Origin of the sequence: Pseudomonas imrae, from assembly GCF_046352735.2 — a bacterium.
Lineage (GTDB): Bacteria > Pseudomonadota > Gammaproteobacteria > Pseudomonadales > Pseudomonadaceae > Aquipseudomonas > Aquipseudomonas imrae.
On record NZ_CP110853.2, the window covers coordinates 3,428,796 to 3,453,560 of the forward strand.

The 24,765-nt window shown below is 59.6% G+C and carries 17 protein-coding genes and 1 pseudogene; 2 read left to right on the plus strand and 16 right to left on the minus strand.

Annotated elements, in window-relative coordinates:
* Positions 1 to 54: 54 nt before the first annotated feature.
* Positions 55 to 456 carry a RidA family protein gene (locus tag OQ460_RS15270; protein ID WP_410018278.1) on the minus strand — a complete coding sequence of 134 codons (402 nt, stop codon included), beginning with the start codon at positions 454 to 456 and terminating at the stop codon, positions 55 to 57.
* 246 nt (positions 457 to 702) lie between these two features.
* Between OQ460_RS15270 and OQ460_RS15275 the strand changes: the two genes are divergently transcribed.
* The gene (locus tag OQ460_RS15275) at positions 703 to 1,926 is read left to right on the plus strand and encodes a DUF1835 domain-containing protein (protein WP_410018279.1); all 1,224 of its coding nucleotides are present in this window, start codon (positions 703 to 705) and stop codon (positions 1,924 to 1,926) included.
* Positions 1,927 to 1,984: 58 nt separating this feature from the next.
* On the opposite strand, the gene OQ460_RS15280 is transcribed toward OQ460_RS15275, so the two are convergent.
* The 13 genes and pseudogenes from OQ460_RS15280 to OQ460_RS15340 form a co-directional block, all read right to left on the minus strand.
* Positions 1,985 to 2,200: a heavy-metal-associated domain-containing protein gene (locus tag OQ460_RS15280; RefSeq protein WP_410018280.1), complete on the minus strand. Its 216-nt coding sequence runs from the start codon at positions 2,198 to 2,200 to the stop codon at positions 1,985 to 1,987.
* 52 nt (positions 2,201 to 2,252) lie between these two features.
* Complete coding sequence (gene cueR / locus OQ460_RS15285; protein ID WP_410022021.1) at positions 2,253 to 2,753, minus strand: Cu(I)-responsive transcriptional regulator; 501 nt, start codon at positions 2,751 to 2,753, stop codon at positions 2,253 to 2,255.
* Positions 2,754 to 2,805: 52 nt separating this feature from the next.
* Positions 2,806 to 3,828 (minus strand): 2Fe-2S iron-sulfur cluster-binding protein, encoded by a 1,023-nt coding sequence (locus OQ460_RS15290; protein ID WP_410018281.1) that lies wholly within the window; start codon positions 3,826 to 3,828, stop codon positions 2,806 to 2,808.
* Positions 3,825 to 4,106 carry a glutaredoxin family protein gene (locus OQ460_RS15295; protein ID WP_410018282.1) on the minus strand — a complete coding sequence of 94 codons (282 nt, stop codon included), beginning with the start codon at positions 4,104 to 4,106 and terminating at the stop codon, positions 3,825 to 3,827. The genes OQ460_RS15290 and OQ460_RS15295 overlap by 4 nt, the downstream gene beginning before the upstream one ends.
* Before the next feature lie 38 nt (positions 4,107 to 4,144).
* A complete protein-coding gene (locus tag OQ460_RS15300) occupies positions 4,145 to 6,718 on the minus strand; it encodes a heavy metal translocating P-type ATPase (RefSeq protein ID WP_410018283.1) in 2,574 nt (857 codons plus the stop codon).
* 59 nt (positions 6,719 to 6,777) lie between these two features.
* Positions 6,778 to 8,274, minus strand: a complete 1,497-nt coding sequence (locus OQ460_RS15305) for an efflux transporter outer membrane subunit (RefSeq protein ID WP_410018284.1) — start codon at positions 8,272 to 8,274, stop codon at positions 6,778 to 6,780.
* Positions 8,271 to 11,447, minus strand: coding sequence for an efflux RND transporter permease subunit (locus tag OQ460_RS15310; RefSeq protein WP_410018285.1), 3,177 nt, complete (start codon positions 11,445 to 11,447; stop codon positions 8,271 to 8,273). The genes OQ460_RS15305 and OQ460_RS15310 overlap by 4 nt, the downstream gene beginning before the upstream one ends.
* Positions 11,444 to 12,610 carry an efflux RND transporter periplasmic adaptor subunit gene (locus OQ460_RS15315; protein ID WP_410018286.1) on the minus strand — a complete coding sequence of 389 codons (1,167 nt, stop codon included), beginning with the start codon at positions 12,608 to 12,610 and terminating at the stop codon, positions 11,444 to 11,446. Before OQ460_RS15315 ends, OQ460_RS15310 begins: the two co-directional genes overlap by 4 nt.
* Before the next feature lie 253 nt (positions 12,611 to 12,863).
* Positions 12,864 to 13,937, minus strand: a complete 1,074-nt coding sequence (locus tag OQ460_RS15320) for a class I SAM-dependent methyltransferase (RefSeq protein ID WP_410018287.1) — start codon at positions 13,935 to 13,937, stop codon at positions 12,864 to 12,866.
* A 60-nt stretch (positions 13,938 to 13,997) separates the two neighbouring features.
* The gene (locus OQ460_RS15325; RefSeq protein ID WP_410022022.1) at positions 13,998 to 15,455 is read right to left on the minus strand and encodes a class-II fumarase/aspartase family protein; all 1,458 of its coding nucleotides are present in this window, start codon (positions 15,453 to 15,455) and stop codon (positions 13,998 to 14,000) included.
* Between the two features lie 9 nt (positions 15,456 to 15,464).
* Positions 15,465 to 16,888 (minus strand): annotated as a pseudogene (gene purB / locus OQ460_RS15330) (adenylosuccinate lyase); the annotation flags it as partial.
* A gap of 31 nt (positions 16,889 to 16,919) precedes the next feature.
* Positions 16,920 to 17,906 carry an HOASN domain-containing protein gene (locus tag OQ460_RS15335; RefSeq protein WP_410022023.1) on the minus strand — a complete coding sequence of 329 codons (987 nt, stop codon included), beginning with the start codon at positions 17,904 to 17,906 and terminating at the stop codon, positions 16,920 to 16,922.
* Positions 17,907 to 17,963: 57 nt separating this feature from the next.
* On the minus strand, positions 17,964 to 18,971 hold the full coding sequence (locus tag OQ460_RS15340; protein WP_410018288.1) for an HOASN domain-containing protein: 1,008 nt from the start codon (positions 18,969 to 18,971) through the stop codon (positions 17,964 to 17,966).
* 443 nt (positions 18,972 to 19,414) lie between these two features.
* Here OQ460_RS15340 and OQ460_RS15345 point away from each other — a divergent pair, with 443 nt between their 5' ends.
* Positions 19,415 to 21,406 carry an acyltransferase family protein gene (locus OQ460_RS15345; protein WP_410018289.1) on the plus strand — a complete coding sequence of 664 codons (1,992 nt, stop codon included), beginning with the start codon at positions 19,415 to 19,417 and terminating at the stop codon, positions 21,404 to 21,406.
* Positions 21,407 to 22,017: 611 nt separating this feature from the next.
* Here the strand turns inward: OQ460_RS15345 and OQ460_RS15350 are convergent.
* Positions 22,018 to 22,833, minus strand: a complete 816-nt coding sequence (locus OQ460_RS15350) for a DUF4377 domain-containing protein (protein WP_410018290.1) — start codon at positions 22,831 to 22,833, stop codon at positions 22,018 to 22,020.
* A gap of 397 nt (positions 22,834 to 23,230) precedes the next feature.
* A protein-coding gene (locus OQ460_RS15355; RefSeq protein ID WP_410018291.1) for an IS3 family transposase occupies positions 23,231 to 24,393 on the minus strand; the annotation gives its coding sequence in 2 pieces (ribosomal slippage) (positions 23,231 to 24,141 and positions 24,141 to 24,393; 1,164 coding nt in all).
* Positions 24,394 to 24,765 lie beyond the last annotated feature (372 nt).

A 24,765-nucleotide genomic window follows, 5' to 3' on the forward strand; every position in this document is an offset into this window, starting at 1 on the left:
CAGAGGCCATGCTAACCCAAGCCGGTGGTGAGCCGTTATCGAGTGCATCTTTGATCAGCCGGGAATCAGCGCCTCCGCCTCGATTTCGATCAGCCACTCGGGCAACGACAAACCGCTGACAATGATCCATGACGACGGCGGCGGATTACTCGGGAAGCGCTGGCGCAAGGCGGCTGCAATGGGCTGCTGCTGATCACGGGCGGACTCGACAATGTACAGGCGCAGCATGATCACATGGGACAAGTCGCCCCCGGCAACGGTCAGGATCTTCTCGATATTGTCCAAGGCCGTGGCAGTTTGCTCGGCGATGCCCGGGCCGACGGTGTGCTCGTCGGCATCCACGCCCACCTGGCCGGACAGCAGAATCCGCCGACCATCGCGGACTTCGATGGCCTGGCTGAAACCGTATTGCAGGGAGTTGAAAACCGTTGGCGGATTGATGGTATTTCGTTGCATGACGACTCCTTGTTGTCTGTAGGAAACAAGGCTAACTCAAAGATTCTTTCAACTCCTGGAGAAGTTGCACGTTTCAACATCCTGCAATAGAACGGCTTGCAATCACCCAGCCCTGTGCCTATATTCGCGGCCAGGCGCCATCTACGCCACCATCCGCGGAAAGGGCTGCGCCCAGGATCTTGACTGAATATCACATCACTACGACTCCCAACCTTAAAGCGGACAAGGTTTGTGCAAGGAGATCGTATGTCGCAACGCCCAACATCACCTTCCAATGACGGCCGTATCAACCTTGAGCAGCAGCGCAAGCGTGCCAAGGAGCTTCTGCAGCGCATGAAGCAGGGTGCGACTGAACACGAACCGGCTATGACGCCCAGCCTTTCCAATGCCCAGTGGCTGATCGCCAAACAACTGGGCTTCAGTAGTTGGCCCAAGCTCAAGGCGCATGTCGATGCTATCGATTTCGCCGCCCGCCACCCCGGTTTCGAGGCCAGCGACGAAGCCCGCACGACCCACTGGCGTTGTGGCAATGACATTGCCCACACGCTGAACGTGGCAGGGTTCAAAGGGCGATTCAGAATACTCACGGATCCGCTGTGCATGGGGCCGGTACAGCCGCTTCCCGCCCAGGATTATCGAGCGATGCGCGGCGCGTTCATCAGCCAGGCGTTTGCTCTGGACCCTGCCGATGTGGCACGACGGCTCGACGACGAGTACGACCATCTTGAAGAACTGGGCGATGCCGACCACAGCGTGTTGTGGTGTGAGGCGGACGCCTATGACCAGCTATTTCTGATTCGCGCATTAGCCGGTCTTGAACACGTGCCGGCCAAGCTCGAACTGATCGAGGTGGACGCAATACCAGGGGTGCAACGTTTTATCGGCATAGGTCAACTGGCCCCGCAGGTATTGGCTTGGCTATGGCCCCAACGGCGCCGGGTTGACGAACCCATGCTGCTGCAGGCACGGCGGGCGTGGGCGGCGTATTGCGCGCCCTCGCCGGTCAAGCTCGCTGCGCTGGCCCGTGACCCTCATGACGCCCTACCGTTGCTGTCGCCTGCCTTGCGCAGGCAATTGCAAGAACTGCCGGGGGCCCGCGATGGCCTGTCATTGACCGAGCGCTTGTCACTGCACTACATCGCCAAAACCGGCCCGGTGGCGTTCGCCAGGGTATTCGCCGAGCTGATGGGCAAGCTTGAGCCTCTGCCCTTTCTGGGAGACATGATGTTTCACGCGTTGATACGGCCACTGATCGATGGACCCGAGCCGTTGCTGACAGAATCTGAGACTCACCTGCCGTGGCCTCGCCGGATGCTGACCCTGACGCGATTGGGCGCAGACGTCTTGGCAGGCACCGCGTATTGGCCAGACTCTGCACCCCAGGAGCGTTGGGTTGGTGGCGTCCACATCATGCCGCGCCAAGCACACTGGACGATTGACGAAGAAGGTGTACCCATCTGGCGAGCATGATCAGGCTTGGCGGGGCAGCCCCGGCTGACCCGCCAAACAAGACTGTGCCCCGTGCTGATCAGTCGGGTATCGCTTGGGGTAAATGCTCGCCCGGATACCCGGCTTCACTCAGTACCGCGAGCAATGTTTGCTCGTCCAGAGTGCTCTCGATCAGGACCACACGCGTGGGCGGGTCAGTTTTGATCTGGGCCTGCGGATCGACGCTCAGCAGCGCCCTGGTAACGGATCTGGCGCAGCCGCCGCAAGTCATGTCAGGTATAAGAAAACGCAGCATGTTGGTCTCCTGAAAAGTTGCTCTATAGAGCGAATATAAGGTTTTCCTGCGCTCAAGAATGCATGTGCATCGCGGCGCGATGATGTGATGAAGCAGGCGTATCGCCCCCAAATCGAGGGGGCCTGTGGGGCACCCGTGGGCGCTGCTCCACCGCCACGGCGGCCGTACGCTCAGCCAGACCGGCAATGATCGGGCAGTCCGGACGGTCATTGCCATGGCATTGATCAGCCAGTTGCTCGAGGGTTTGCGCCATTGCCTGCAGGTCGGCGATCTTCGCCTTCAACCCGGCCACATGGGTCAGCGCCATCGCCTTGACGTCGACACAGGCGCGGTCAGGGTCGCCCCACAAGACCAGCAGTTCCGAAATCTGCTCGACCGAAAAGCCAAGGTCACGCGCACGGCGAATGAAACGCAGGCTTTGAACGTCCTGTGAGCCGTAGTTTCGATAGCCGGCATCAGACCGGTTTGCCTTGGGAACCAGGCCAATCTGTTCGTAGTAGCGAATCATCTTTGCCGAAACGCCGGAGAACTTGGCTGCTTGACCGATATTCATCATTCTCTCCTCCTGAGGGAACCCATCAACTACCACCCGGAAAGCCGGGAACTTACCCACGCACCGAGCTTTCTTCGGGCGTAAAAAACACATCGGCATGCAGATCCTCAGACCGCAACCCACCCGCCGTACAAATTTGCATAGCTGCCTCGACCATCAGTGGTGGCCCGGCGACATAGGCTTTCCAACCGTCAAAATCATCCAGGTCCCTGGCGACCACATCGGTGACAAAACCCGTGCGCCAGCGCGTCAGCAACGAATCATCGGAAAGGACTGGAGTGAATGCCAGGTTAGGGTGACGGCGCACCAACCCCTCGAAATGCTCGACAAAATAGAGATCACGTTCACTGCGCGCGCCGAAGTAGACATGGATCGGCTGTTTCATGCCGTGGGCAAGGGCCGTTTCAACGATACCTTTGACCGGCGCCAGGCCCGAGCCACCAGCAACGCACAGAATCGGCCCGGCATGCTGTTCGCGTAGATAAGACGAGCCGAAAGGCCCTTCGACCAACACCGGATCGCCCACCTTCAACAACGCATGAATACGTTCGGATGCGTCCCCACCCGGCACTCGCCGAATATGAAACTCCAACACTCGCGCGCCTGGCTGGCTGGCCATCGAATAGTCGCGAGAGGGACCGCTGGGGAACGTCAGCCGAGCATATTGGCCCGCCGTAAAGTCCAGCGGCTTGGCCCCTTCGCCGACGAGCCGTATATGCTTGATATCGTGTGTAACATCCTCGATCGCGGTTACGCGGCAGTTCAGGCTACGGCGCGGGTGAGAGGGAACCTGCTCGTCGCCACCGCACCAGGAAACGGTCACGTCCGTCGCCGGGATTGCGCGGCAGGCGAGAATCAGCCCTTGTGCCGTTTCCTCGTCCGAGAGTGCAAAGCGACTGTGATCAAGCAGAGCGACCTCGCCGCTGACGAGGCGCGTTTTACAGGACCCGCACCGGCCGGAGCGGCAGCCATGTGGATAGTCGATGCCATCGGCGAGCGCCGCATCCAGGATTGTCACGTCCTCTGGCACGGCGATAACGCGTCCAGCCTGCCGTATATTGACTTGCCTGGTCATGATGCGTGCTCTGAGACGGTACTGGACAGACCGAGTGCCACGGCCAGGCCCGGTTTCTGCGACGCGAAGGTGCCGTAGAACACCTCTTCACCCACCAAGGTAATCGGCGCGACACGCACACCGGTTCGTGCTTTGGCTTCCTGCGCGACGTTGGGGTCGCGCAGGTCGCGCTCCTCGAATACGATTCGCTCTTTCTGGAGCCAAGCCTTCAGCATCCGGCAGTCTGGGCAAGTCGGTGTCGTGTAGATGATCACCCGGGGATGAGATGCACTGACCATCACGGCCTCCTCAATCGTGTTCAGGCTCGAGCCTGGTATCAATGCTCATTCGCCAGGCGTGGCTTGGACGACACCGCCCCACCCACTGGCATCTCAGCGCTGCTCTCTACCGTCATCGGTGCCCGGAAGCGCTTGAGCCGCAGCGCATTACCGAGCACGAAGATGCTGGAGAGCGCCATCGCCGCCGCGGCGAAGATCGGCGAAAGCAATGTGCCGTTCACCGGGTACAGTGCGCCCGCCGCTACCGGGATCAACAAAGCGTTGTAAGCGAAGGCCCAGAACAGGTTCTGCTTGATGTTGCGGATCGTCGCCTGGCTGAGGGCGATGGCGTTCGGTACGCCACGCAGGTCGCCCGACATCAACACCACATCAGCCGCTTCGATTGCTACATCGGTGCCGGTGCCGATGGCCAGCCCCACATCGGCTTCGGCAAGTGCCGGTGCGTCGTTGATACCGTCACCCACGAAGGCAACCCGCGCACCGTTACTGCGAAACTTCTTCAGCGCCGCGACCTTACCGTCAGGCAGCACCTCGGCCGCCACCTCATCAATCCCCAACTGCCTGGCGATTGCCGCGGCAGTGGCCGCATTGTCACCGGTAATCATCGCCACCCTGAGCCCCAGCGCGTGCAGCGCCTTGATTGCCTCGGGTGTGGTCTCCTTGATCGGATCGGCAACCGCGATCACCGCTGCCAGGCGTCCGTCAATCGCCGCATACAGCGGGCTCTTGCCTTGCTCGCCAAGACGCTGGGCGGTCGACTGGAAGCTACTCACATCAAGGCCCAACTGCGTCATGAAGCGGTCGGCACCCACAGAGACTGTGCGCCCGGAGACCTTCGCCGCCACGCCAAAGCCCGGTGTAGCGTCAAATGCCTCGATAGGCGCGAGCGTGATGCCCTTGTTCTTCGCCGCGTTTACAATCGCTTCGGCAATCGGATGTTCGGAGCGGGTCTCCACCGCCGCGACAAGCGCCAGGACTTCGTCGTATTCAAAGCCTTCGGCGGGAACGAGGTCGGTCAATTCAGGCCGGCCCTTGGTCAGCGTACCGGTCTTGTCGAGCGCGATAACCGTCACATCGCGTAGCGCCTGCAACGCTTCGCCCTTGCGAAACAGCACTCCGATTTCAGCGGCGCGGCCCGTGCCGACCATGATCGAGGTCGGCGTGGCCAGCCCCATGGCGCAAGGGCAGGCAATAATGAGCACCGCCACCGCATTGACCAACGCAAAGGTCAGCGCCGGCGTCGGGCCAAAAATCAGCCAGACCAGGAAGGTAGCCGTGGCCGCAGCCATCACCGCCGGGACGAACCACATCGTGACTTTGTCCACCAGCGCCTGGATCGGCAGCTTGGAACCCTGCGCCTCTTCGACCAGACGGATAATCTGCGCGAGGACCGTGTTGGCCCCCACTTTGGTAACGCGGAAACTGAACGCGCCCGTCTTGTTGATCGTGCCGCCGACGACTTCGGCGCCCACGCCTTTGGACACGGGCACCGGTTCGCCGCTGATCATGCTTTCATCAACGTACGATGTGCCTTCAATGACCTCGCCATCGACCGGAACCTTCTCCCCCGGACGGACGAACACAATGTCGCCGGTCGTCACCTGGTCGAGCGCAACTTCGAGCATTTCACCGTTACGCTCCACGCGCGCGGTCTTGGCCTGAAGGCCGACCAGCCGCTTGATCGCCTGCGAGGTTCGGCCCTTGGCGCGTGCCTCCAAGGTGCGGCCCAGCAGGATCAAGGTCACGATAACCGCGGCGGCTTCGAAGTAGACGTTGGCGGTGCCCTGCGGCAGTACCTGGGGCATAAACGTCGCAACCAGCGAATAACCGTAAGCCGCCGCCGTGCCGACCGAAACCAGCGAGTTCATGTCTGGCGCACCCCGCAGCAACGCAGGCACACCTTTGCGGAAGAACCGCAGCCCCGGGCCGAACAGCACAAGGCTGGCCAGCACGAACTGTACATACCAGTTCGTCTGCTGCCCCAAGACCCCCATCACCCAATGATGCATGGCAGGGATAAGGTGCGAGCCCATCTCGAGGATGAACACCGGCAAGGTCAGGAGTGCAGCAATCAACATCGAACGCTGCAACGCCCGAGCTTCGCTATCGCGCCGGGCGGCGTCCTGGTCACCCTCGCTCGGCGACTCGGCGGACAAGCTGCGGGCCTTGTAGCCGGCCCGCTCCACCGCTGCTTCAAGGTCCGGCGTGGAGACGGCACCGGCAAGATGACGTACCCGTGCGCGTTCGGTGGCCAGGTTGACAGTGGCTTCGAGCACACCGGGGATTTTTGCAAGAGCCTTCTCTACCCGGCCCACACACGATGCACAGGTCATGCCTTCTATCGCGAGGTGAGTAGTCTCTTCGCGCACGTTATAGCCTGCGCTCTCGATGGCACGTACCGCCGCCTGAGGGTCGGCAACCCCGCTGAACGTGATGTCGGCGCGTTCGGTGGCAAGATTGACGGCGGCCTTATGCACACCGGGTACCGCTTTGAGCGCGCGCTCGACACGGCCGACGCAGGATGCGCACGTCATGCCCTCGACCGGCAGGCTCAGGCGCGTGTCCCGTGCTCCGGATGGATTGGACCCCTGCTGATGGGAAACCGTAGCCATTGCATTACCCCTTGAATATTGCTGATGAAGCAAGCCTGAAGCTTCCCGGCATGGGAAGGTCAAGGCTTTTGGATCATTTGTTTCGCCAGGCTCACGTCCGGTGTGGCGTCCGCGCCGTCGCAGTCCTGCTGCGCCTGCGCGCAGATTTCCCATCCGCCGCCCAGCGCCTTGTAGATACCGACAACAGCAAGCCGCTGTCGGGTCCGTGCGACGGTCAGTGCCCGTCGACTGACATAATCGGCGCGTTCGGCCTCAAGCACATCCAAGTAGACACCTTCACCCTCCGAGAACCGTGCCCGGGCAAGACGAGCGGCCTCACGGTTGGCCGCCGACTCAAGCAGGCGCAGCCCGAAGGTATTGCCCGCGGCATCGTTGGCCTTGAAGGCATCATCGGTTTCCTGCAGCGCGCGCAATACAGTCTGGTCGTAGACGATCAACGCTTCTTTGCTGCGTGCCTCGCTGGCCGCGATCCTGGCGCGCACACGCCCGGTATCAAGCAACGACCAGCGAATCATCGGCCCGATAAAGCTGGACAGTGCGCCAGCGCCACTCATCCCGTCGAGGCTGCCCGTCACCACACCAATTGAGCCTTGCACCTGGACCTCGGGGTAAAGACCGGCGGTCTCGACCCCGATTCGAGCGGTGGCTGCCGCAAGAGAACGTTCCGCCGCCGCAATATCGGAGCGCCTGGAAAGCAATGCAGCGGGATCACCGACGGCGATCGTTCGCAGGGCCAGCGCTTGATCCCCAGCCTTGGCGGCGGGTGGCTTGAACATCTGCGGAGGCTCACCAAGGAGGATTGCCAAGGCGTTGATAGAAGCCCCACGGCGACGCTCCAGCTCAGGCACGGTCACCTCGACCGAGCGCAACAACGCCTCGGCACGCAGCCGGTCAAATTCGGTGGCCGCCCCCGCGTTCACCAGGCGCTCGACCATGCCCAGGCTTTCGCGCTGGCTTTGGCTGATATCGCCGGCGACCGCCAACTCGGCCTCGATACCCCGTAGCTCGAACCAGGTGGCCGCCACTTCGGCTGCCACACTCGCCTGCACCCCGCGCAGCAATGCCTCGCGTGAGCCGGCCTGGGCACGCGCCGCCTCCACCGAGCGACGCACGCGGCCAAAGAGGTCGATTTCCCAGGAGGCGTCGACCGCACCACGCCAGGTTTCGTTCTGACGCGACTGGCCAGCCGGCGTCTCGACTTCACTCCAGCGACGGTTCTCATAACTGAGCGCAGGACCTCCACGCGGCATGAAGCCCTGGCGGCTTTCGCGCAACATGGCCTTGGCTTCTTCGAGCCGCATAGCCGCAATCGCTATGTCGTGGTTGGCCGCAAGCGCCCGCTGGACCAAACCGGTCAGCGCAGGTTCGTCGAATGCCCGCCACCACTGAACCTCGACATTGCCCGGACCAAGCCCGGCAGACAGCTCACCGAAGCTTGCGGGAAACTGCGATGCAGGCAGCGACGGTGCAGCGTAGTCGGGACCCACGGCCGCGCAGCCGGCCAGCAGCATGAGTGTCGTCAGGGGAACCAGAACAGCTTGATAGGAAACACTCATGACGCGCTCTCCTCCATGCGCGGCTTGGCTGTTGGACTGCGCCGCTCGAAGCGGGCCGCCAGGCCACGTATCACCACATAAAAAACCGGTGTCAGGAACAACCCGAACAGCGTCACGCCGAGCATCCCGGCAAACACCGCAACCCCCATGGCCTGGCGCATCTCGGCACCGGCACCGCTGGCAAACACCAGCGGCACGACACCGGCGACAAAGGCCAGGGAGGTCATCAGGATTGGGCGCAGCCGCAACCTGCATGCCTCGACAACCGCCTCCAGCGCACTCGATCCCTGGGCTTCCAGGGTGCGGGCAAACTCGACAATGAGAATCGCGTTTTTGGCAGCCAGGCCGACTAGTACGATGAGCCCGATCTGCACAAAAACGTTGTTATCGCCGTCCATCAGCCACACGCCGATGATCGCGCTCAACAGGCACATCGGCACAATCAGTAACACCGCCAGGGGCAACAGCCAGCTGTTGTACTGCGCAGCGAGGATCAGATAGGCGAGCAACACACACAGCGGGAAAATGAACAGCGCCGAATCGCCGGCCAGCTTTTGCTGGTAGGTAAGGTCCGTCCACTCGAAGGTCATGCCTTCAGGCAAGACTTCCTTCGCCAGGCGCTCCATAAGCGAAACCGCTTGTCCTGAACTCACGCCCGGCATCGCGCCCCCTGAAATATCCGCCGAGGGGTAGCCATTGTAGTGAATCACCCGATCCGGACCGGAACTCGGCGTGACGGTCACAAACGAGGACAACGGCAACATGTCCCCGGCAGCGTTGCGCACTTGCAAGCGGCCGATGGCTTCGGCCTGCATGCGGTGGTCCGTATCGGCCTGCGCCGTGACCTTATAAGTGCGGCCAAAACGGTTGAAGTCGTTGACATACAAGGAGCCGAGGTAAACCTGCAGCGCCTCGAAAACATCAGACAGGAGAACGCCCTGGCTCTTGACCTGAGTGCGGTCGATGACGACGTCGAGCTGCGGTGCATTGACATCAAGACTGGTCATCAACCCTGCCAATTGCCCTGATTCGGTGGCTTTCATCATCAGCATCTGGGTCTGCTGTACCAGGGCATCAAGCCCGGCGCCGCCGCGGTCCTCGACCTGCATCTTGAAGCCCCCGGTCGCACCGAGACCCGGCACCGGTGGTGGTGGGAAAACACCGAGGAAGCCATCGGGAATACCTGCAAACTTGCCTTGCAGGCGCCCGGCGATTGCAGTCGCCGCCAGATCAGGAGAGACGCGATCCTTGAACGGGTCGAGCATGATGAACATCACAGCAGCGTTCGGCACGTTGACGAAACCGTTGATCGAAAGCCCCGGGAACGCCACCACGCTTTCAACCCCCGGCTCCTCCAGGGCGATCTGCGACATCTGTTTGGCCACGGCTTCGGTACGATCCAACGACGACGAGTTGGGCAGTTGCGCGATGCCCACCAGATAATATTTATCCTGCATCGGCACGAAGCCCGGCGGTACGGCATTGAAACCGAACGAGGTCAGCGCCAGCAGACCAACGTACACCACCAGCACCAGGCCGCTGAGCCGGACAACCTTGCGGACCGTATTGCCATAGGCCTGTGGCGCACGTTGGAACGGCCGGCCCAGGGTGCTGAACAGCCTCTCGACACGCCCCCTCAGGCTTCGCGGATCATGGATGCTTCCTTGCTTGCGCGGCTGCAGCAGGAGCCCGGCGAGCGCTGGGCTGAGGGTCAGCGAGTTGACCGCCGACAGAATGGTCGAGATGGCAATCGTGAGCGCAAACTGGCGATAGAATTCGCCCTGCAGACCGCTAAGGAACGCCGTCGGGATAAACACGGCAGCCAGCACCGAGGTTATCGCAATGATGGGACCGGTCACCTCGTCCATGGCCAGCCTGGCGGCCTGGGTAGGCTCCTCGCCATTCTCGATATGCCGTTCGACGTTCTCCACCACGACAATCGCGTCGTCGACCACAATCCCGATCGACAGCACCAGGCCGAACAACGACAGGGTGTTGAGCGAAAAACCCATCAAGTGCATGACCGCGAAGGTGCCCACCAGAGACACCGGCACAGCCATGAGGGGAATGAGCGACGCGCGCCAGTTGTGCAGGAACAACACCACCACAATCACGACGAGAATGATCGCCTCCAGCAAGGTGATCGCCACCGACTCCAGCGAGGCCTGCACAAAGACTGTCGGGTCATAGGCAATTCGCGAGCTGAGCCCCACGGGGAAGTCCCCCTCCAGCCGCTGCATGGTCTCGCGCACCGCCTGGGCGACGTCAAGGGCATTGGCGCCCGGGCTCTGGATGATTTGCAACGCAACGGCCGCTTCGCCATCGAGCAGGCTGCGCAATGCGTAGGCATCGGCGCCCATCTCGATACGGGCGACATCGCGCAAGCGCGTTACCTGGCCGTCATCTCCGGTGCGAATGATGATGTCGCCGAACTGCTGCTCATCGGTCAAGCGCCCGAGGGTGTTCACCGTCACCTGGAAAGCGGCGCTGGAATTGGGCGCCTGGCCGACCGAGCCGGCCGCCACTTGCACGTTCTGCTCGCGCACCGCATCAATTACCTCGCCGGCGGTCAGCCCGCGCGCGGCAATCAGGTCCGGGTCAAGCCACAGCCGCATGCTGTACTCACCGGCGCCCCACACCAAGACATCGCTGATGCCGGGCAGACGCGACAATTCATCGCGTACCTGGAGGTAGGCGTAGTTCGAAATATATAACGGGTCGTAGCGTTTATCGGGGGACAGCAGGTGAACCACCATCAGCATGTCCGGCGAAGTCTTCTGGGTAACGACGCCCTGGTGCTGCACCTCTTCAGGCAAACGCGGCAGGATCCGCGAAACCCGGTTTTGTACCTGGATCTGTGCGATATCGGGGTTCGTGCCTTGGGCAAACGTGATGGTCAGGACCATTCGGCCATCGGTGGCCGACTGTGACGACATGTACAGCATGCCCTCGACCCCGGTAATCGCCTGCTCCAGTGGCGCTGCCACTGTTTCGGCAATCACCCGGGGGTTGGCGCCCGGGTAGGAAGCCGTTACTTGTACAGTCGGCGGTGTGACCGCCGGGTATTCGCTGAGCGGTAGTTGGAAGAAGGCGACGATGCCGGCAATCATCATCAAAATCGAGAGGACGATGGCAAAGATCGGGCGATCAATGAAGAAACGCGGGAAAGTCATTGCACTGCCCCCAGGGTTTGCTGCGCCGTGACGGGCGTACCATCAATCGCGGCCGCCTGCGGCGTGACTTGCATGTCCGGGCGCACCAGGCCTTTGACGACGATGCGCTCGCCCGGCTGCAGACCTTGTTCGATCACGCGCAGGCCATCCACCATCGGGCCGAGTTCGACCGGGCGGTACTGGGTCTTGTCGTCTTTGCCGACTACCAGTACATAACGGCTGCCCTGATCGGTACCAATCGATTGATCGGAGATCAGCACCCTGGCCTGTTGCTTACCGGTCTCCAGCTTCACCTTGGCAAACAGGCCGGGGGTCAATTGTCCGTCAGGGTTATCGACTACGGCGCGCACCCGCAGCGTTCCGGTCTTGCGGTCGGCGGCGTTGGAGAGAAAATCGACGCGTCCTTGCCGTGAATACTGCTTGTCAGTGGCCAATGCCACCATCACCTTCGCTGTCTGTGTACCCTGCGGGCTTGCACCGGCGCGGCCGGCCGCGAGCGAGCGCAAGTACGTGCGCTCGTCAACATCGAAGTACACATGCAGGGGGTCGACAGAGACGATCGTGGTCAGCGCCGTCACCCCATTGGTCACATAATTGCCTTCGGTGACGAGGGTTTGCCCGACCCGCCCACTGATCGGTGCGGTGACACGGGTGAAACTCAGGTCCAGTCTGGCAGCATCCAGCGCAGCCTTTGCGGCATCGACCTGGGCCTGGCCCGCATTGCGCGATGCAATGGCCGTGTCGAGCCGATCACGGGCGACGACCTTTTGCGTAAACAGTTGTTGGGCTCGCGCATATTCCGCCTGGGCAAGCAGCGACGCCGCTTCAGCCTCGCGCAGGCGTGCCGTGGCAGCGTTCAGCGCGGCCTGGAAGACGCGCGGATCGATAAGAAAGAGTTTGCTGCCCTTCTCCACGAAGCGGCCTTCGGGCACGCTCACCTCCTGGATATAACCAGCAACCCGCGGGCGCAGCTCGACCCGCTTGATCGCCGTCAGCGAGCCGGTGAATTCGACATAGGGCGTCACCGGACGCACGATCACTTCGGCCACCGGCACACTGGGTGGCTTGGCGGGATCAGCGGCGGGAACCGTCTCCTTGCATCCGACGAGGGTGAACGCGACGCTTATCGCCGCAGTGATCAGGGTTACGCGTTTGACGTTCATCAGTTGGCCTTTCGCACGGGAATCGACTTGCGTTGCTGGGACAGCTTGCGAGTACTTATCCGACTTGCCACGTTTGGAAGGTCAAGGGTTTTTTAGCGTCGAAACACTTGGAATGCCGAGCACCTCTGCGGTGCTGGAACGCCCCGGCCGCCGTGGGTTCAGCAGGGCGGCCGGGGTGGTGACGGGACGGCAGGCGGGGAACGCCGCAGCGTGCCCGACAGTACTTATCAGTGTACTGTCGGGCCATACCTTGTCAGGGCTTGAGTTCGAACAACGCCGGCATCGGCGGCCACGCAGAGGGCACCTTGCGGAAGTGACTGAAGCCGGCCATCTCGGCCATCTCCCGCGCACGTTTCTCTCCCATGAACGCGCCAAGGCCGGCACCACCGTGGGACAGCGAACACGTCATGCAATAGAGCGTGCTCTGGGGGTACATGACTCGCCCGAACAGGTTCATGTTCTCGTGCAGCTCTTCGGACAGGTTGAGTTCGACCATCAGGTAGGTACCGTCCTCGGCGGTCACTGCACGCAGGTCCTTGAGCATTTGCTGCGGGTCAGTGGCGTCGTGGATCACCACGAAGGTGGTCACGAAGTCGAATGTCTGGCCTACCAAGGCATCGGAATCACTGACCTCGAACTGCACCCGATCACCCACGCCGGCTGCTTTGGCGTTCTCCCGCGCTCGCTCGATGGAGGGCAGGTGAAAATCACAGCCGACAATGCGTGCCTCGGGGTACGCCTTGGCCATTGTGATCGCAGCCAGGCCGCTGCCGCAGCCAAAGTCCAGCATGCTGCCACCGGCCCTGAGCTTTTGTTCGACACCCTCGAGCGACGGGATCCAGTGCTGGACAAGAAAGTGCTTGTACCAGGGCATTGTCATGCGCTCCATGCCCTCCCAGGTCTCGATCGGGAACGCTTCCTCCGGGCACCCGCCGCCGTTGCGGAAGGCCTCGATAACCTTGGGTGCCATGCTCACGAACGGCACACTCAATTGGATGATGCCGCCTGCGAAGTAAGGTGAATCCTCATCGGCGAGCACCGGCACGAATTCGGCAGGCATCTGGTAGCGCCGGGTCTGCGCGTCGTAGGTCAGGTAGCTGCCGGTCACCATGCTGCCCAGCCACTCACGCAGGTAACGCGCATTCAGGCCGGTCTGTTGCGCCAACTCTTCCAGCGTTACTGCCTTGCAATCCGCCAGGGCCTTGAACAAACCCAACTGATCGCCAATGTAGAGCATGGCGCCGCGCAAAGTGTTGCCGTAATCCTCCATGATGCGCGCGGAAAACTGCTGCACCTTGGTGGTATCTGTAGTGGTAGCGTTTGACATTGTTCTCTCCATGATTTGCGGTATGCCCGCCGTAGCGGCTCAATGTTCAGGACTGAAAGTTCAGTGAGGGCCGCTGCCGGCCTCGGCCACGACACGGTCAACAATCGTTTGCGCCATGCCAAGATGGCTCCTTGGCTCGAACAACCTGGCCAGTGCGTCCTTGTCCATGACAGCGGTTACTCGCGGATCGGACTCGACTGCCTCGCGGATCGATACATGGTCGCGCTGGCAGGCCTGGGATATCTCGAAAATGATTGCATAGGCGCTGCTCTTGCCGAGCTTGCGCGCCATTTCGAACACCACAGCCTCGGTGCAGATCGCATCACCAAAGGCTTGGGCAGTACGCTCCATTTTCTTGTCGTTGACGGTCAACTCGCTGATGGTGTCGGTCAGCAGCGAGAGCGCCATCAGCGCATAGTGGGAAACATCCGCGACCGCACACCACTCCAGGCGAGTACCGCGATAATCGCGTTCGTGCTCCAGAATCATCGCATCCAGCGCAAGCATGACTTGCGCCTTGGCCAGGCGTGCGAGCACCACAACCTGCTCGCAGCCTTCCGGGTTGCGTTTGTGGGGCATGGTGCTGCTGCCGATCTGTTGCGCCGTCCAGCCCACTTCCACCTCGCCGATCTCCCAGCGATTGAGAGTACGGATCTCGTCTGCCACACGGGCCAGGGATGCGGTTGTCATCGCCAGCGTGCTCACAAACTCGGCAACTCGATCACGGGAGACATGCCAGCCCGCCAATGGCACGTCCAGGCCAAGCCTGCTGGCAAACCCCTCGAGCATCGGCATCGCTTCAGCACCGAAGGCGGCCATCGTGCCCACGCCGCCGAACAGTTGCACCACCAGAATCCGCCTGCGTGCTTCGCCCAGGCGTTCGCGATGGCGCAGCAGTTCGTCGATCCACCCCGCGACTTTCAGCGCAAAGGTAGTCGGCAGCGCCGGAATCGAGTGCGTGCGGGCGACCATCAGCGAATCGCGATGAGTGCTTGCCAGTGCCGTGAGTTTTTTCAGCAGTACATTGAGCGCGTGGTCCATGGCATCCAGCACATCGCGCATTTCAAGAGACTGGGCAGTGTCCTGAATATCCTGGGTCGTGGCGCCAAAATGGACGTACTCGCGCGCGGTCGCATTGCAGTTTTTTTGCAGTGCGTTGAGCAGTGGCATCAGTGAATGACCGGTCATGGCCACGCCACTGTCCACCTGGTCCAGATCGAACGCCGAGAGCTGCGCGGCCTTCTGGATATCGAGTGCAGCCTGTCGGGGAATGATATTGACCTCGGCCTGGGCCAGCGCCAGTGCGACTTCCACATCCAGCCAGCGCTGCAGGCGGCAATGACTGCAGAAAATCTGCCGGCTCACGGGGCCCGCATAGCCTCCTCCGTGGGTTTTCGAGTCCAGAATGTGGCTGTGCTCGTGCAGGCAACTTGTATCTTCGGTTCGTGGTGTCTTACGGGTGTTCGAACGTGCGGTGCAAGAAGAACGGGCGACCATTTCCAATGTTTGCGAATCCATCACATAACCCTCCATCACTGGCTGAGACTGATTGGGATTTCCTTGGGTTCAAGCGTGCCTTCGAAGTCTTTTCCTGAAGGCGCATGTACGGTATTGCAAGTGACCAGGTCGACCATGTCCGCCGCCAGCCCTACATAGGTGGTGGGGTTGAGCAGATCTTCGAGGGCTTTGAGGGTGAAACACCCACGCAGACGTTCGTCGTTAAGCAGGGCCTGTCGAAACGGGATAGCGTGGCGCCGAGCCTGCAGCGATACTTCGTGCACCAGTTCATGGGCGGTCTGTTTGCCAAACTGCGCGGCCAACTCCAGCATCACCCGCTCTGACAGGATCAGACCGCCGAGCAGATCGAGGTTGCTGCGCATGCGCTCCTCGCGAACTTCCAGCCCGAGCGCCAACAAATCGTCCATCCGCGTGAGCAGCGCACCGGCATAGATAAACAGCTCCGGCAATGCTGCCCATTCGATTCGCCACGTCGTACCGTCGCGTTCGTGCAACTGAAACGCAGCGTCGGTGAGGGCGACCATCTGTGCCCGGACCAGACGCGACAGCGCACTGATCAAGTCCACCGTCGAGGGGTTGTGCTTATGAGGCATGGTGCTGCTGCCCACCTGCCCCGGTCGGAAGCCCTCACGAACCTCATCGATTTCGGTTCGCTGCAGGTGATAGATTTCGTTGGCGGCCCGGCCAAGCGTCACCGAGGTCTGGACCAGCAGCCAGGCGGCTTCCAGAATCCGGTCGCGGGCCGAGTGCCAACTGGTCAGCGGCGCACCAAGCCCCAGGCTGGCCAAGGTCCGCTGCTGGATCTCGAAGCCCTGGGCACCAAACGAAGCCATCGTGCCCACCGCCCCCGTCAGGTTGCCCACCATCACCCGCGCTCGAGCCTCGCCAAAGCGCTCCAGGTGACGGTCTATCTCATCGACCCAGACCGCAACCTTGTAGCCGAACGTCGTGGGCAGCGCCTGCTGGCCATGGGTTCGCGCAACCATCGGCGTGTGCTTGTGACGCTGGGCGAGCACCAGCAGATGGCTGCGAATCGAGTGCAAGCGGATCAGGACCTGATCCCATGCTTCGTTAATCTGCAGGATGAGCCCGGTATCAAGGATGTCCTGTGTGGTCACCCCGTAATGCACGTACTCGCCCCACTCCCCTTCGCACGCCCTGGCGAGGGCGCGGATGGCGGGAATCAGGATGTGCCCTGTTTCCATGCTTTCGCGACCCAGCGCCTCGAGGTCGAACAGCTCTACCTTGGCCACCCGTGCAATTTCCCGGGCGGCCTCGACGGGAATAATGCCCATCTGTGCCTGAGTCGCCGCCAGTGCCCGCTCGACATCCAACCACTTTTGCACCTGATTGGCATCAGAAAAGATCGCTGCAAATTCGGGGGACGAATAAGCGCCCCCATAAATACGCGACTCGGTTATGTGACTCGGCATGGTATTTGGCTCGCGTTGTCCTGGGGAGCGATCACTTCACTTTCTGCATTTCTACCCAGACGGCATCGTAGTAAGCCCTTTCCAGGCGGAAGTGCTGCGACAACGACGTCAGGAACGCGTTCTGGAACTTCAGGTCTGGAATGCGTCGGGCGATCAACTGCCACTCGCGCTTGGCCCGCGGCGGTACGAGGCTGATGTGGATCTTGTAATACTCGGCGGCGTCTTCGCTCAGGCCCGCCTGGAGCAGAGCGCGATACAGCTTCTCGTGGTTGCCTGGCACCACCAGTTCGGTGATGTAGAAAACTGCAAGGCCCAAGCTGACATCGGGATCACGGAAGCAGCGCGCGCGGTTGTTCAGGTAGGCAATCTCTTCAGGCATCGTCGAGATGGCCTGAAAGTCTGCCTGCAGGTCCATGGCGTTGAGCAGCTTGGCCAGCAAGCGCGGGTGCGAGCGCTGCTCGTCCTCTTCTCCGAGCTCCCCGTAGAGGTAACGCGCGAGTGCTGCAGCCTCGTCCACATCCATCAGGTTCACCAGCAGATCCGCGGCCTCCCGGTATAGGCGAAAGGTACGGAACCACTGATGCCGAAGAAAGACCTGGAGCTGTGCCGGCGAGGCAAGGCCTGCGAACACAAACTGCGACATAGGGTGTTTTTCACGGGATTGCGAGGAAATCTCGCGCTCAAGATGCTCCTGGAAACCCTCCTCGGACAACGGCCTGGACAGATCCGCAGAGGATATGAAGCGCTCTTCCACCCGATAGATTGCGTCGGATAACCAACGCCGGGTAAGTGATGTGTGTACATCGTCGCTCAACGAAAGGATGTAGAGCAGTTTTTGATATTCGGCATACGCCGCGTCATCGCCCTGGTGGGCCGACTCGGTCAATTCACGGAGCACCTTGGACGCTGCTTCGATATCGGCATACGGCGCGTGTGGCACCAGCGCACGGGCAACCACGCGAGCGTTGGGGGTGTTCAAGTTCTGGAGTTGCTGCGAAGAAAAATTACAAGTACTCATCATGCGTGCTCCTTTCTGTTCTAGATACGCCATCGTGGCCTAGGGGATGCAGGTGGATTACTGTTGCTGCATCTTCTTCCACAACATATCGAAGTACGCCCGGTTGATTTCGAAGTGGCGTGTCAACGACTGCATGAACTTGTGCTGAAAGGTTGCATCTGGTGCGAACTTGGCAATCAACTCCCACATTTCCTCAGTATCGATCTCGTCTTGAGTGCCATGCAGGCGATGAAACTCGCTTGGCTCCTCTGGAACGTCCAGGCGCTGCAACAACTCGTAGATGCGTCGGTGGTTGACGCAACTCACGGACTCGACGGCGTACAACAACGCTAACCCCCACGCGACGTCCGTATGCCGTACACAGCGGATGCGGTTATTGAGGTAGGCCTTTTCCAAGGGGTCAAGAGCGGGAAAATCGACGCGCAACGGAATATCGAAATACGTCATCAGGTGCGAGAGCAATGCCGGATGCGAACGGTCAGGAGCCTCGGCTCCCGCTTCGCCATAGAGATTGCGATAGAACACCGAAGCGTCTTCAATCGCTTCGAAGCGAAATGCCAGTTCTGCCAGGAGGCTGTAGAAGTTGTACGAGCGGGTCCAGTGGTGTTCGAGGAAGAATCGTACATCCTCGACAGACGGCGTCCCCTCAAAAAGATACGCTGACATCGGATGCTTCACACGGCTACGCTCGGCGATTTCGGCGTCGACCCGCTTCCGGAACTGGTCCACGGGCAGCGCGGTGAAATCCGCCAGCGCGGGAGCGAACTGATCTTCCACTTGGTATATCTGGCTCGCCATCCAGCGACGGGTCGGTTCGGTGCGCGGTTCGCCCGGAATGTGCAGATCCAGAAGCAACGACTGGTATTGCGCGTAGGATGCCTCATCCCCCGCCAGGCCCTTTGAGGTCAGTGCGAGAAGTGCTTCAAGAGCGACAGTGACTTGGGCATAGCTGGCACCTGGCCGCAAGGCTACATCCAGGAGCTCCGATGCCGCAGTGGGCGATCCCGCCTGGCCAACTCGGCTTTGCGGTTTTAGTGCATCGGGATAAGTGGTGTCGTTATTCATGACGAGTTCCATTGGCGATTAATGAGAGAAACGGCACGCGAAAGTTCGCACTCCTGCCCAACGGACTTGGAGGAGTGAATGAGTACAAGAAAGGGCTACAGCTTTTTTTGAGGCCGACAGAAGCCATTGATCTACCTTTTAACCTTGTTTTTGTTGTGGAAAAAAGCGTAAACGTTCCTCCAGTGGCAAGGTCAAGGCTTGTAGGAAATTTCTTTACTGAGGAATAATCCAGCCACGTGTTATCGGGCGTCCCAGACCATCCGCTTGGCTCGTGGAGCCGTACACAAGGTGCTCACGCGTTGAATCCTCGCTGATCGTCCTACTGGCTTTCTGCTATAAAGCCTTTGGTCGAGCGGGCACAATCAATTGCTGACATACCCGGAACTCAATTCAGAGCCCACAGCGATATCAACTTGGCCGGCCGGCCTGCGGAAAGGGAATTCATGCATAACAAGAGTCTCAGCTATCGCCCTGATATTGACGGGCTGAGAGCCATTGCCGTTTTGGCGGTCGTAATATTTCACTTCAATAAAGAGTGGCTACCCGGTGGTTTTGTCGGCGTAGACATCTTCTTCGTGATTTCCGGCTTCCTGATTACCGGCATCATTGCCAGGCAGGTAGCGACAGGCACCTTTTCGTTCGGTGAGTTCTACCGGCGGCGGGTGCGGCGAATTCTGCCGGCGGCGCTTTTTGTGACGATCAGCACACTGCTGTTTGGTCTTGTGTTCATGCTGCCCGATGACGCTAAAGTGCTCTCCCGCTCGGCGATTGCCACGACGCTGTCGGTTGCCAACATTTACTTCTGGAAGTCTCTGGATACCAGCTATTTTGCTGCGTCTTCCGACACCGTGCCGCTTCTGCACATGTGGTCGTTGGGTGTTGAAGAACAGTTCTATCTGCTATGGCCCGCGCTTCTTCTGATCACTTACAAGCTCGGTGGCCGGGCACTGACGGTAAGCACCGCCGTAGTATTGGCCATCGCCTCGTTCTGGTACGGCCAACACGTGCTGATAAGTGATCCTACGTTCGCCTACTACATGCTGCCATCGCGCGCTGGTGAGCTGCTGTTGGGTGGCCTGGTGTTCTTTGCCTGCGACACCTTGAAGGGAAAAACCGGGCGAATTGGGGCACAGGCGATCGGCGTGGTCGGGGCTGCCCTGCTCGTTTGGTCATTGGCATTCATTCGAGAAACCGCAGGGTTTCCAGGCTTCATATCCCTGGCTCCCTCCCTCGGAGCTGCGCTGATCATCGCATCTGGCAGCCTTGGCCAAACCGCTGTCGGTACCGTACTGTCAATACGCCCAATGGTTGCTATTGGCCTGGTGTCGTTTTCACTGTACCTCTGGCATTGGCCGGTGCTCGCATTCTACCGATACGCATATGCAGACCTGAGCCTGCCGGGTGGGGCGTTGTGTCTGGCGATCATGGTGGTGCTGACTTATGCCAGCTACAAATTCATTGAGGTTCCGTTCCGATCCACCAACACCGGCTTGACTAAAACAGCAGCCATCCCTGCGCTTGCGCTGCTCACCGTTGTTTTTTCAGGCGTAGTTCTGCAGCAGCGTGGACTCATTGATTCGCTCGCACCGAAAAACTACAGGGAGAACCTGACTGCCCATCGAGACGGCGCACAGCCTGCTTCGGCAGCCGTTTACGTCTGCCAGGTGGCATACAAGCCCGCTTTGTTCAGCGATGGAAAGTGCGTATTTGGCGATATGAACAAAGCCCCCAAAGTTCTTTTGATCGGAGATTCAAACGCCGCTCACTTTGCAGGCTATCTCTCACAGATCGCCAAATCCCAAGGCATCGCCGTGAGAAATGTCGAGCACTCCGCCTGTCCGCCACTGCCTGGAAACAGAAGCGTCAAATATGTTCGGCAGGCGTATGAAACCAGCTGCCCGGCCTATTATGCAAAGGCCAGGGAAGAAATGCTCAAGTACGACACGATCATAGTCGGGGCCAGTTGGCTGTCTTATCAGGCACAGAACAAGTCCGAGTTCGCAAATGACATAGACGCGTTACTGGATGATCTTCAAGCCAGCGGAAAAAACGTGGTGGTTGCGCTAAAGGCGCCTACGTTCCCGGCAATGGACCGGCAGTGCCCAGGGAAAGCCCTGAAGATTCCGTTTCTCGACTGTTCATCAAAAGCGATCGCCCAGGACAGGGGTGAGATGGGCGTAAACCTGCAGATCATTGAAAAGGCAGCGGGCAGGAAGAACATATCGACATTCAGCGTGCGAGACCTGATCTGTGATGGCAGCCTATGTAGGGCATTCGCAGGCAATACCCCACTCTACTATGACGGGGGGCACCTGAGCCGTGCCGGATCAGAGACCTTGGGCGCACTCGCCGTTGCGAGCGGCAAAGTTCCAGTGGCACTGCGCAACCTTGCACAATCGGATGTGACAGTGGCAGCGGGTGAACGCGCCAGATGAGCTGACTTGGATCAATTGCCCTGGCGCAATGCGCTGATCAACTCTTCTTTGCGCTCGCCACAGCCAGATTGTTTATTGACCGTGGCCCGCGCGCGGCTCTCTGGCAACAAAGTAACAGCGGCGTCTGACAAGGTTAGGCAGGCGCGGGGTTAACTTTTCGGTTTCCGGGAAATCCCGATAACCATGAAAACCAGACCGGGAATCCATATTCCGGAAATAGATGCGGCCAGGCCTACCGCAAAAAATGAGACGCCCAGAATGAACATCGGCCTCTTAATCGTGTTGTCCATAACTCATATACTTGACGGCTGAACAAGATCATTCACAAGCTAATTCGGCCGTGCTTTCTACGTAATGTCGCGCTTAAAAAGCTAAACACGGCGCCATGAAAACAGGTGTTTATCCGCGTGGAAAGAGTTTTTAGGCAGCGTCACGGAAGATCTCCAAAACGCCATCTACCTTAGTGACACTGGTTCTGATGAACTTCGTTTTTCCAGCGTTGCTTGCCCCTCTAATCCGAACAGCCTGAGGACGGCCTTATCAATCGCGAATGCCTGGGGCAGGCCGGTATGCACCGTTTACTCGTGGCTACCGACCGCCTTAGATTTCGCTTACTTATTAGTCCCAGAAGCGTCCTGCTCGACCACCAGATCTAACACATAGACCTTCGAAGGGGCGTCTGCTGGCGGATTCTTCCATTCGTATTGCTTTACCCGCAACACAGTGCGCACGCCGTCATGATGTTCGAAGCCTTCGATAGGCTGATACAGCGAATGCCATGTGTCTTGGGTCGGAAGTTGCAGGCCGGCAGCGTCATAGCGGCGCTCGCGCACTTGTAAACACTGATAGTCAGGGATCAGCGGATGACTGCACTCGACAGTCTTGGAAGCCACTTCCAGGAACTTTACCTCGCCCTTGCTACCGTATCGGGTCTGCGGAGTAGCCTCGCCCTGTAGCTTGAGCACAGAGCCGTCCGATGTCGTCAGTTGCAGCATCGGCTCCGTGTTATCAACGGTGATGACAGCGCGCAGATCCCCCTTGAACAGCCGACCCACCTGGGCGTCAAGGTCCATCAGACTCTTGTCGCAGCCCATAAGCGTAGAGGCCAGTGGCTGCACCTTCAAAATCCCTTCCTGATAGTGATAGCCACCGAACTGGCCATTACAGCCACCGCTGATATTGAGACTCCCGTCACCGAAGGAGACGCGCAACTTGCGCTCAATACCTTTGTCCAGAGCGACAAGACGTTTGCCCGAAGCATCAGTAGCCGAGACCAGGTTCCAGTAGTAAGCGGATAATGCTGGCTGGGCTACAGCAACTGAGGTAGCAGCAGGCATGGAAGGTGATCCTTCATGGCTTTTGGAGGGGGCGGCGCAGCCTTGGATCAGTGCAGCACAAACGGCCACAAGAAGAATGTTTTGTTTCATGGTTCACTCTGTCAGCTTTGAGTACGGGCGTTTCCTGCATTGGCAAGATAAACGCGCGGCTAAACCGGCATTTTGAGGTCGTTCGATCAATTTACTGAGTGTAGACCCAATGCTCGCTCGGGCGACCTCGTCCTTTACCGATAGCTATCGGACATCACCTGTCTCGTTCGGTTTCACTGATTAGGGGTGCTAGAAGTGTTGCTAATTGGACTGCCCCCAGCATCGTAGACATCTCCGCTTCTGGCAGGCGATTCAAGAACGGGCCATCCAGGACAAGATCAAGCCCAGGTATGACCCGGAGGCTATCTGCAGCGAACTCGTCAATCCGCCAGATCTTGGACTTAAATACCTCGGGCGCCGGGCTAAGGGTAAGAGTCGCACTGACGAAATGTAGTGGTCAACTAATCCCGGACACGACGTTAAGTTTTTCCTCGGCCCGAGCTGGTGGCAATCCACCATTGAATTGGTGAGGCCGAATCCAGTTGTACCGATGCATCAAGAAGTGGCTGATATCGCGCTTGGCTTCTTGAGTCGTTCTGTAGCCCGTGGTCGGTATCCATTCCGTTTTTAGGCTGCGGAACACGCGCTCCATTGGCGCGTTGTCCCAGCAATTTCCCCGGCGACTCATGCTCTGGCGCATGCGATAACGCCACAATCGCTGACGAAATAGCCGGCTTGCGTATTGGGCCCCCTGATCCGAGTGAAACAGTAGACCCGAAAGCCTGCCACGCTGCTCGTAGGCCATATCTAGGGCCTTGATAACCAGATCGGCGTCCGGCTTTTCCGACAACGCCCAGCCCACCACCCGGCGCGTGCAAAGATCCAGTACGACCGCCAAGTAATGCCATTTGCCCTGGGCCCAAATGTAGGTGATGTCGCCGCACCAGACTTGATTCGGGGCTGGCACATCAAACTCACGGTTCAAGGTATTCGGGATATCGAGTCTTTCTACTGTCGCTCGTTTGTAGGCATGTGAGCCGGGTTGATTACTGACTAAATCAAGCTCGCGCATCAAGCTGCGCACTTTGAATCGACCGAGCTGCTCACCGTCTTCACGCATCAGCGACAGAATGCTGCGGCTGCCCGCAGCACTGCGACTTTGCGTGAACAATTCGCTCACCCGGCTGCGTAACCGAAGCCATTCAACATCAGGCGTGCGGCGCCTAAGGCGCTGGGCGTAGTAGCACGAACGAGTGACTTCAAACACCTTGCACAGCCAATCGACTGGCTCATGGACGCTCAACTGATTGATCAGCGCGTACACTCGTGATCTTCCGACATCAAGAGCGCGGTAGCCTTTTTTAATAGCGATTTTTCCCGCTCAAGGCGGGCGATCCGGGCTTCCAGCTCCTGAATCTTTTGTTGTTCCGGTGTCAGCGCCTTGCTTTGAGGGGTGACGCCTTGGCGCTCTTTCTGAACCTGGTCAACCCAGCGACGCAGGGCCGACTCACCAATGCCGAGTGAACGGCTGGCTTCGATGTAGCTGTAGTTTTGCTTGAGCACGAGATCGGCAGCCTCGCGTTTGAATTCAACAGAAAAGGAACGGCGTTGTTTGGTCATCTGACACCTCGATCTGGCGAGCATTCTCGCCTAAATGGGTGTCCGGTTTCATTAGACCACTACATTATATAAGACCCGCCTTCCATCACTTGCTTGAGCAGCCCGAAGGGATACTCAACAGCCAGCTTTCGGACGCCGCAGCTTGTGCGGCGCGCTGCTCAGTCGAAGCTCCATTTCTTCAATACTGCTTCGCGCGCCATTTCTGTCGATACTAATTCGGAAGCGCGTCTAAGTGAAACTCCGACAATCGCCGAACGCCTCGCCTCAGCGATTGTTTGGGCCATCGTCTCAGCGTGCCCATAAGTGAAGGAGAGCAAGACCTGAACCTTCATTGACATGGGGGTCTTTAGGGCGGGATCGACAGAAGCGGTT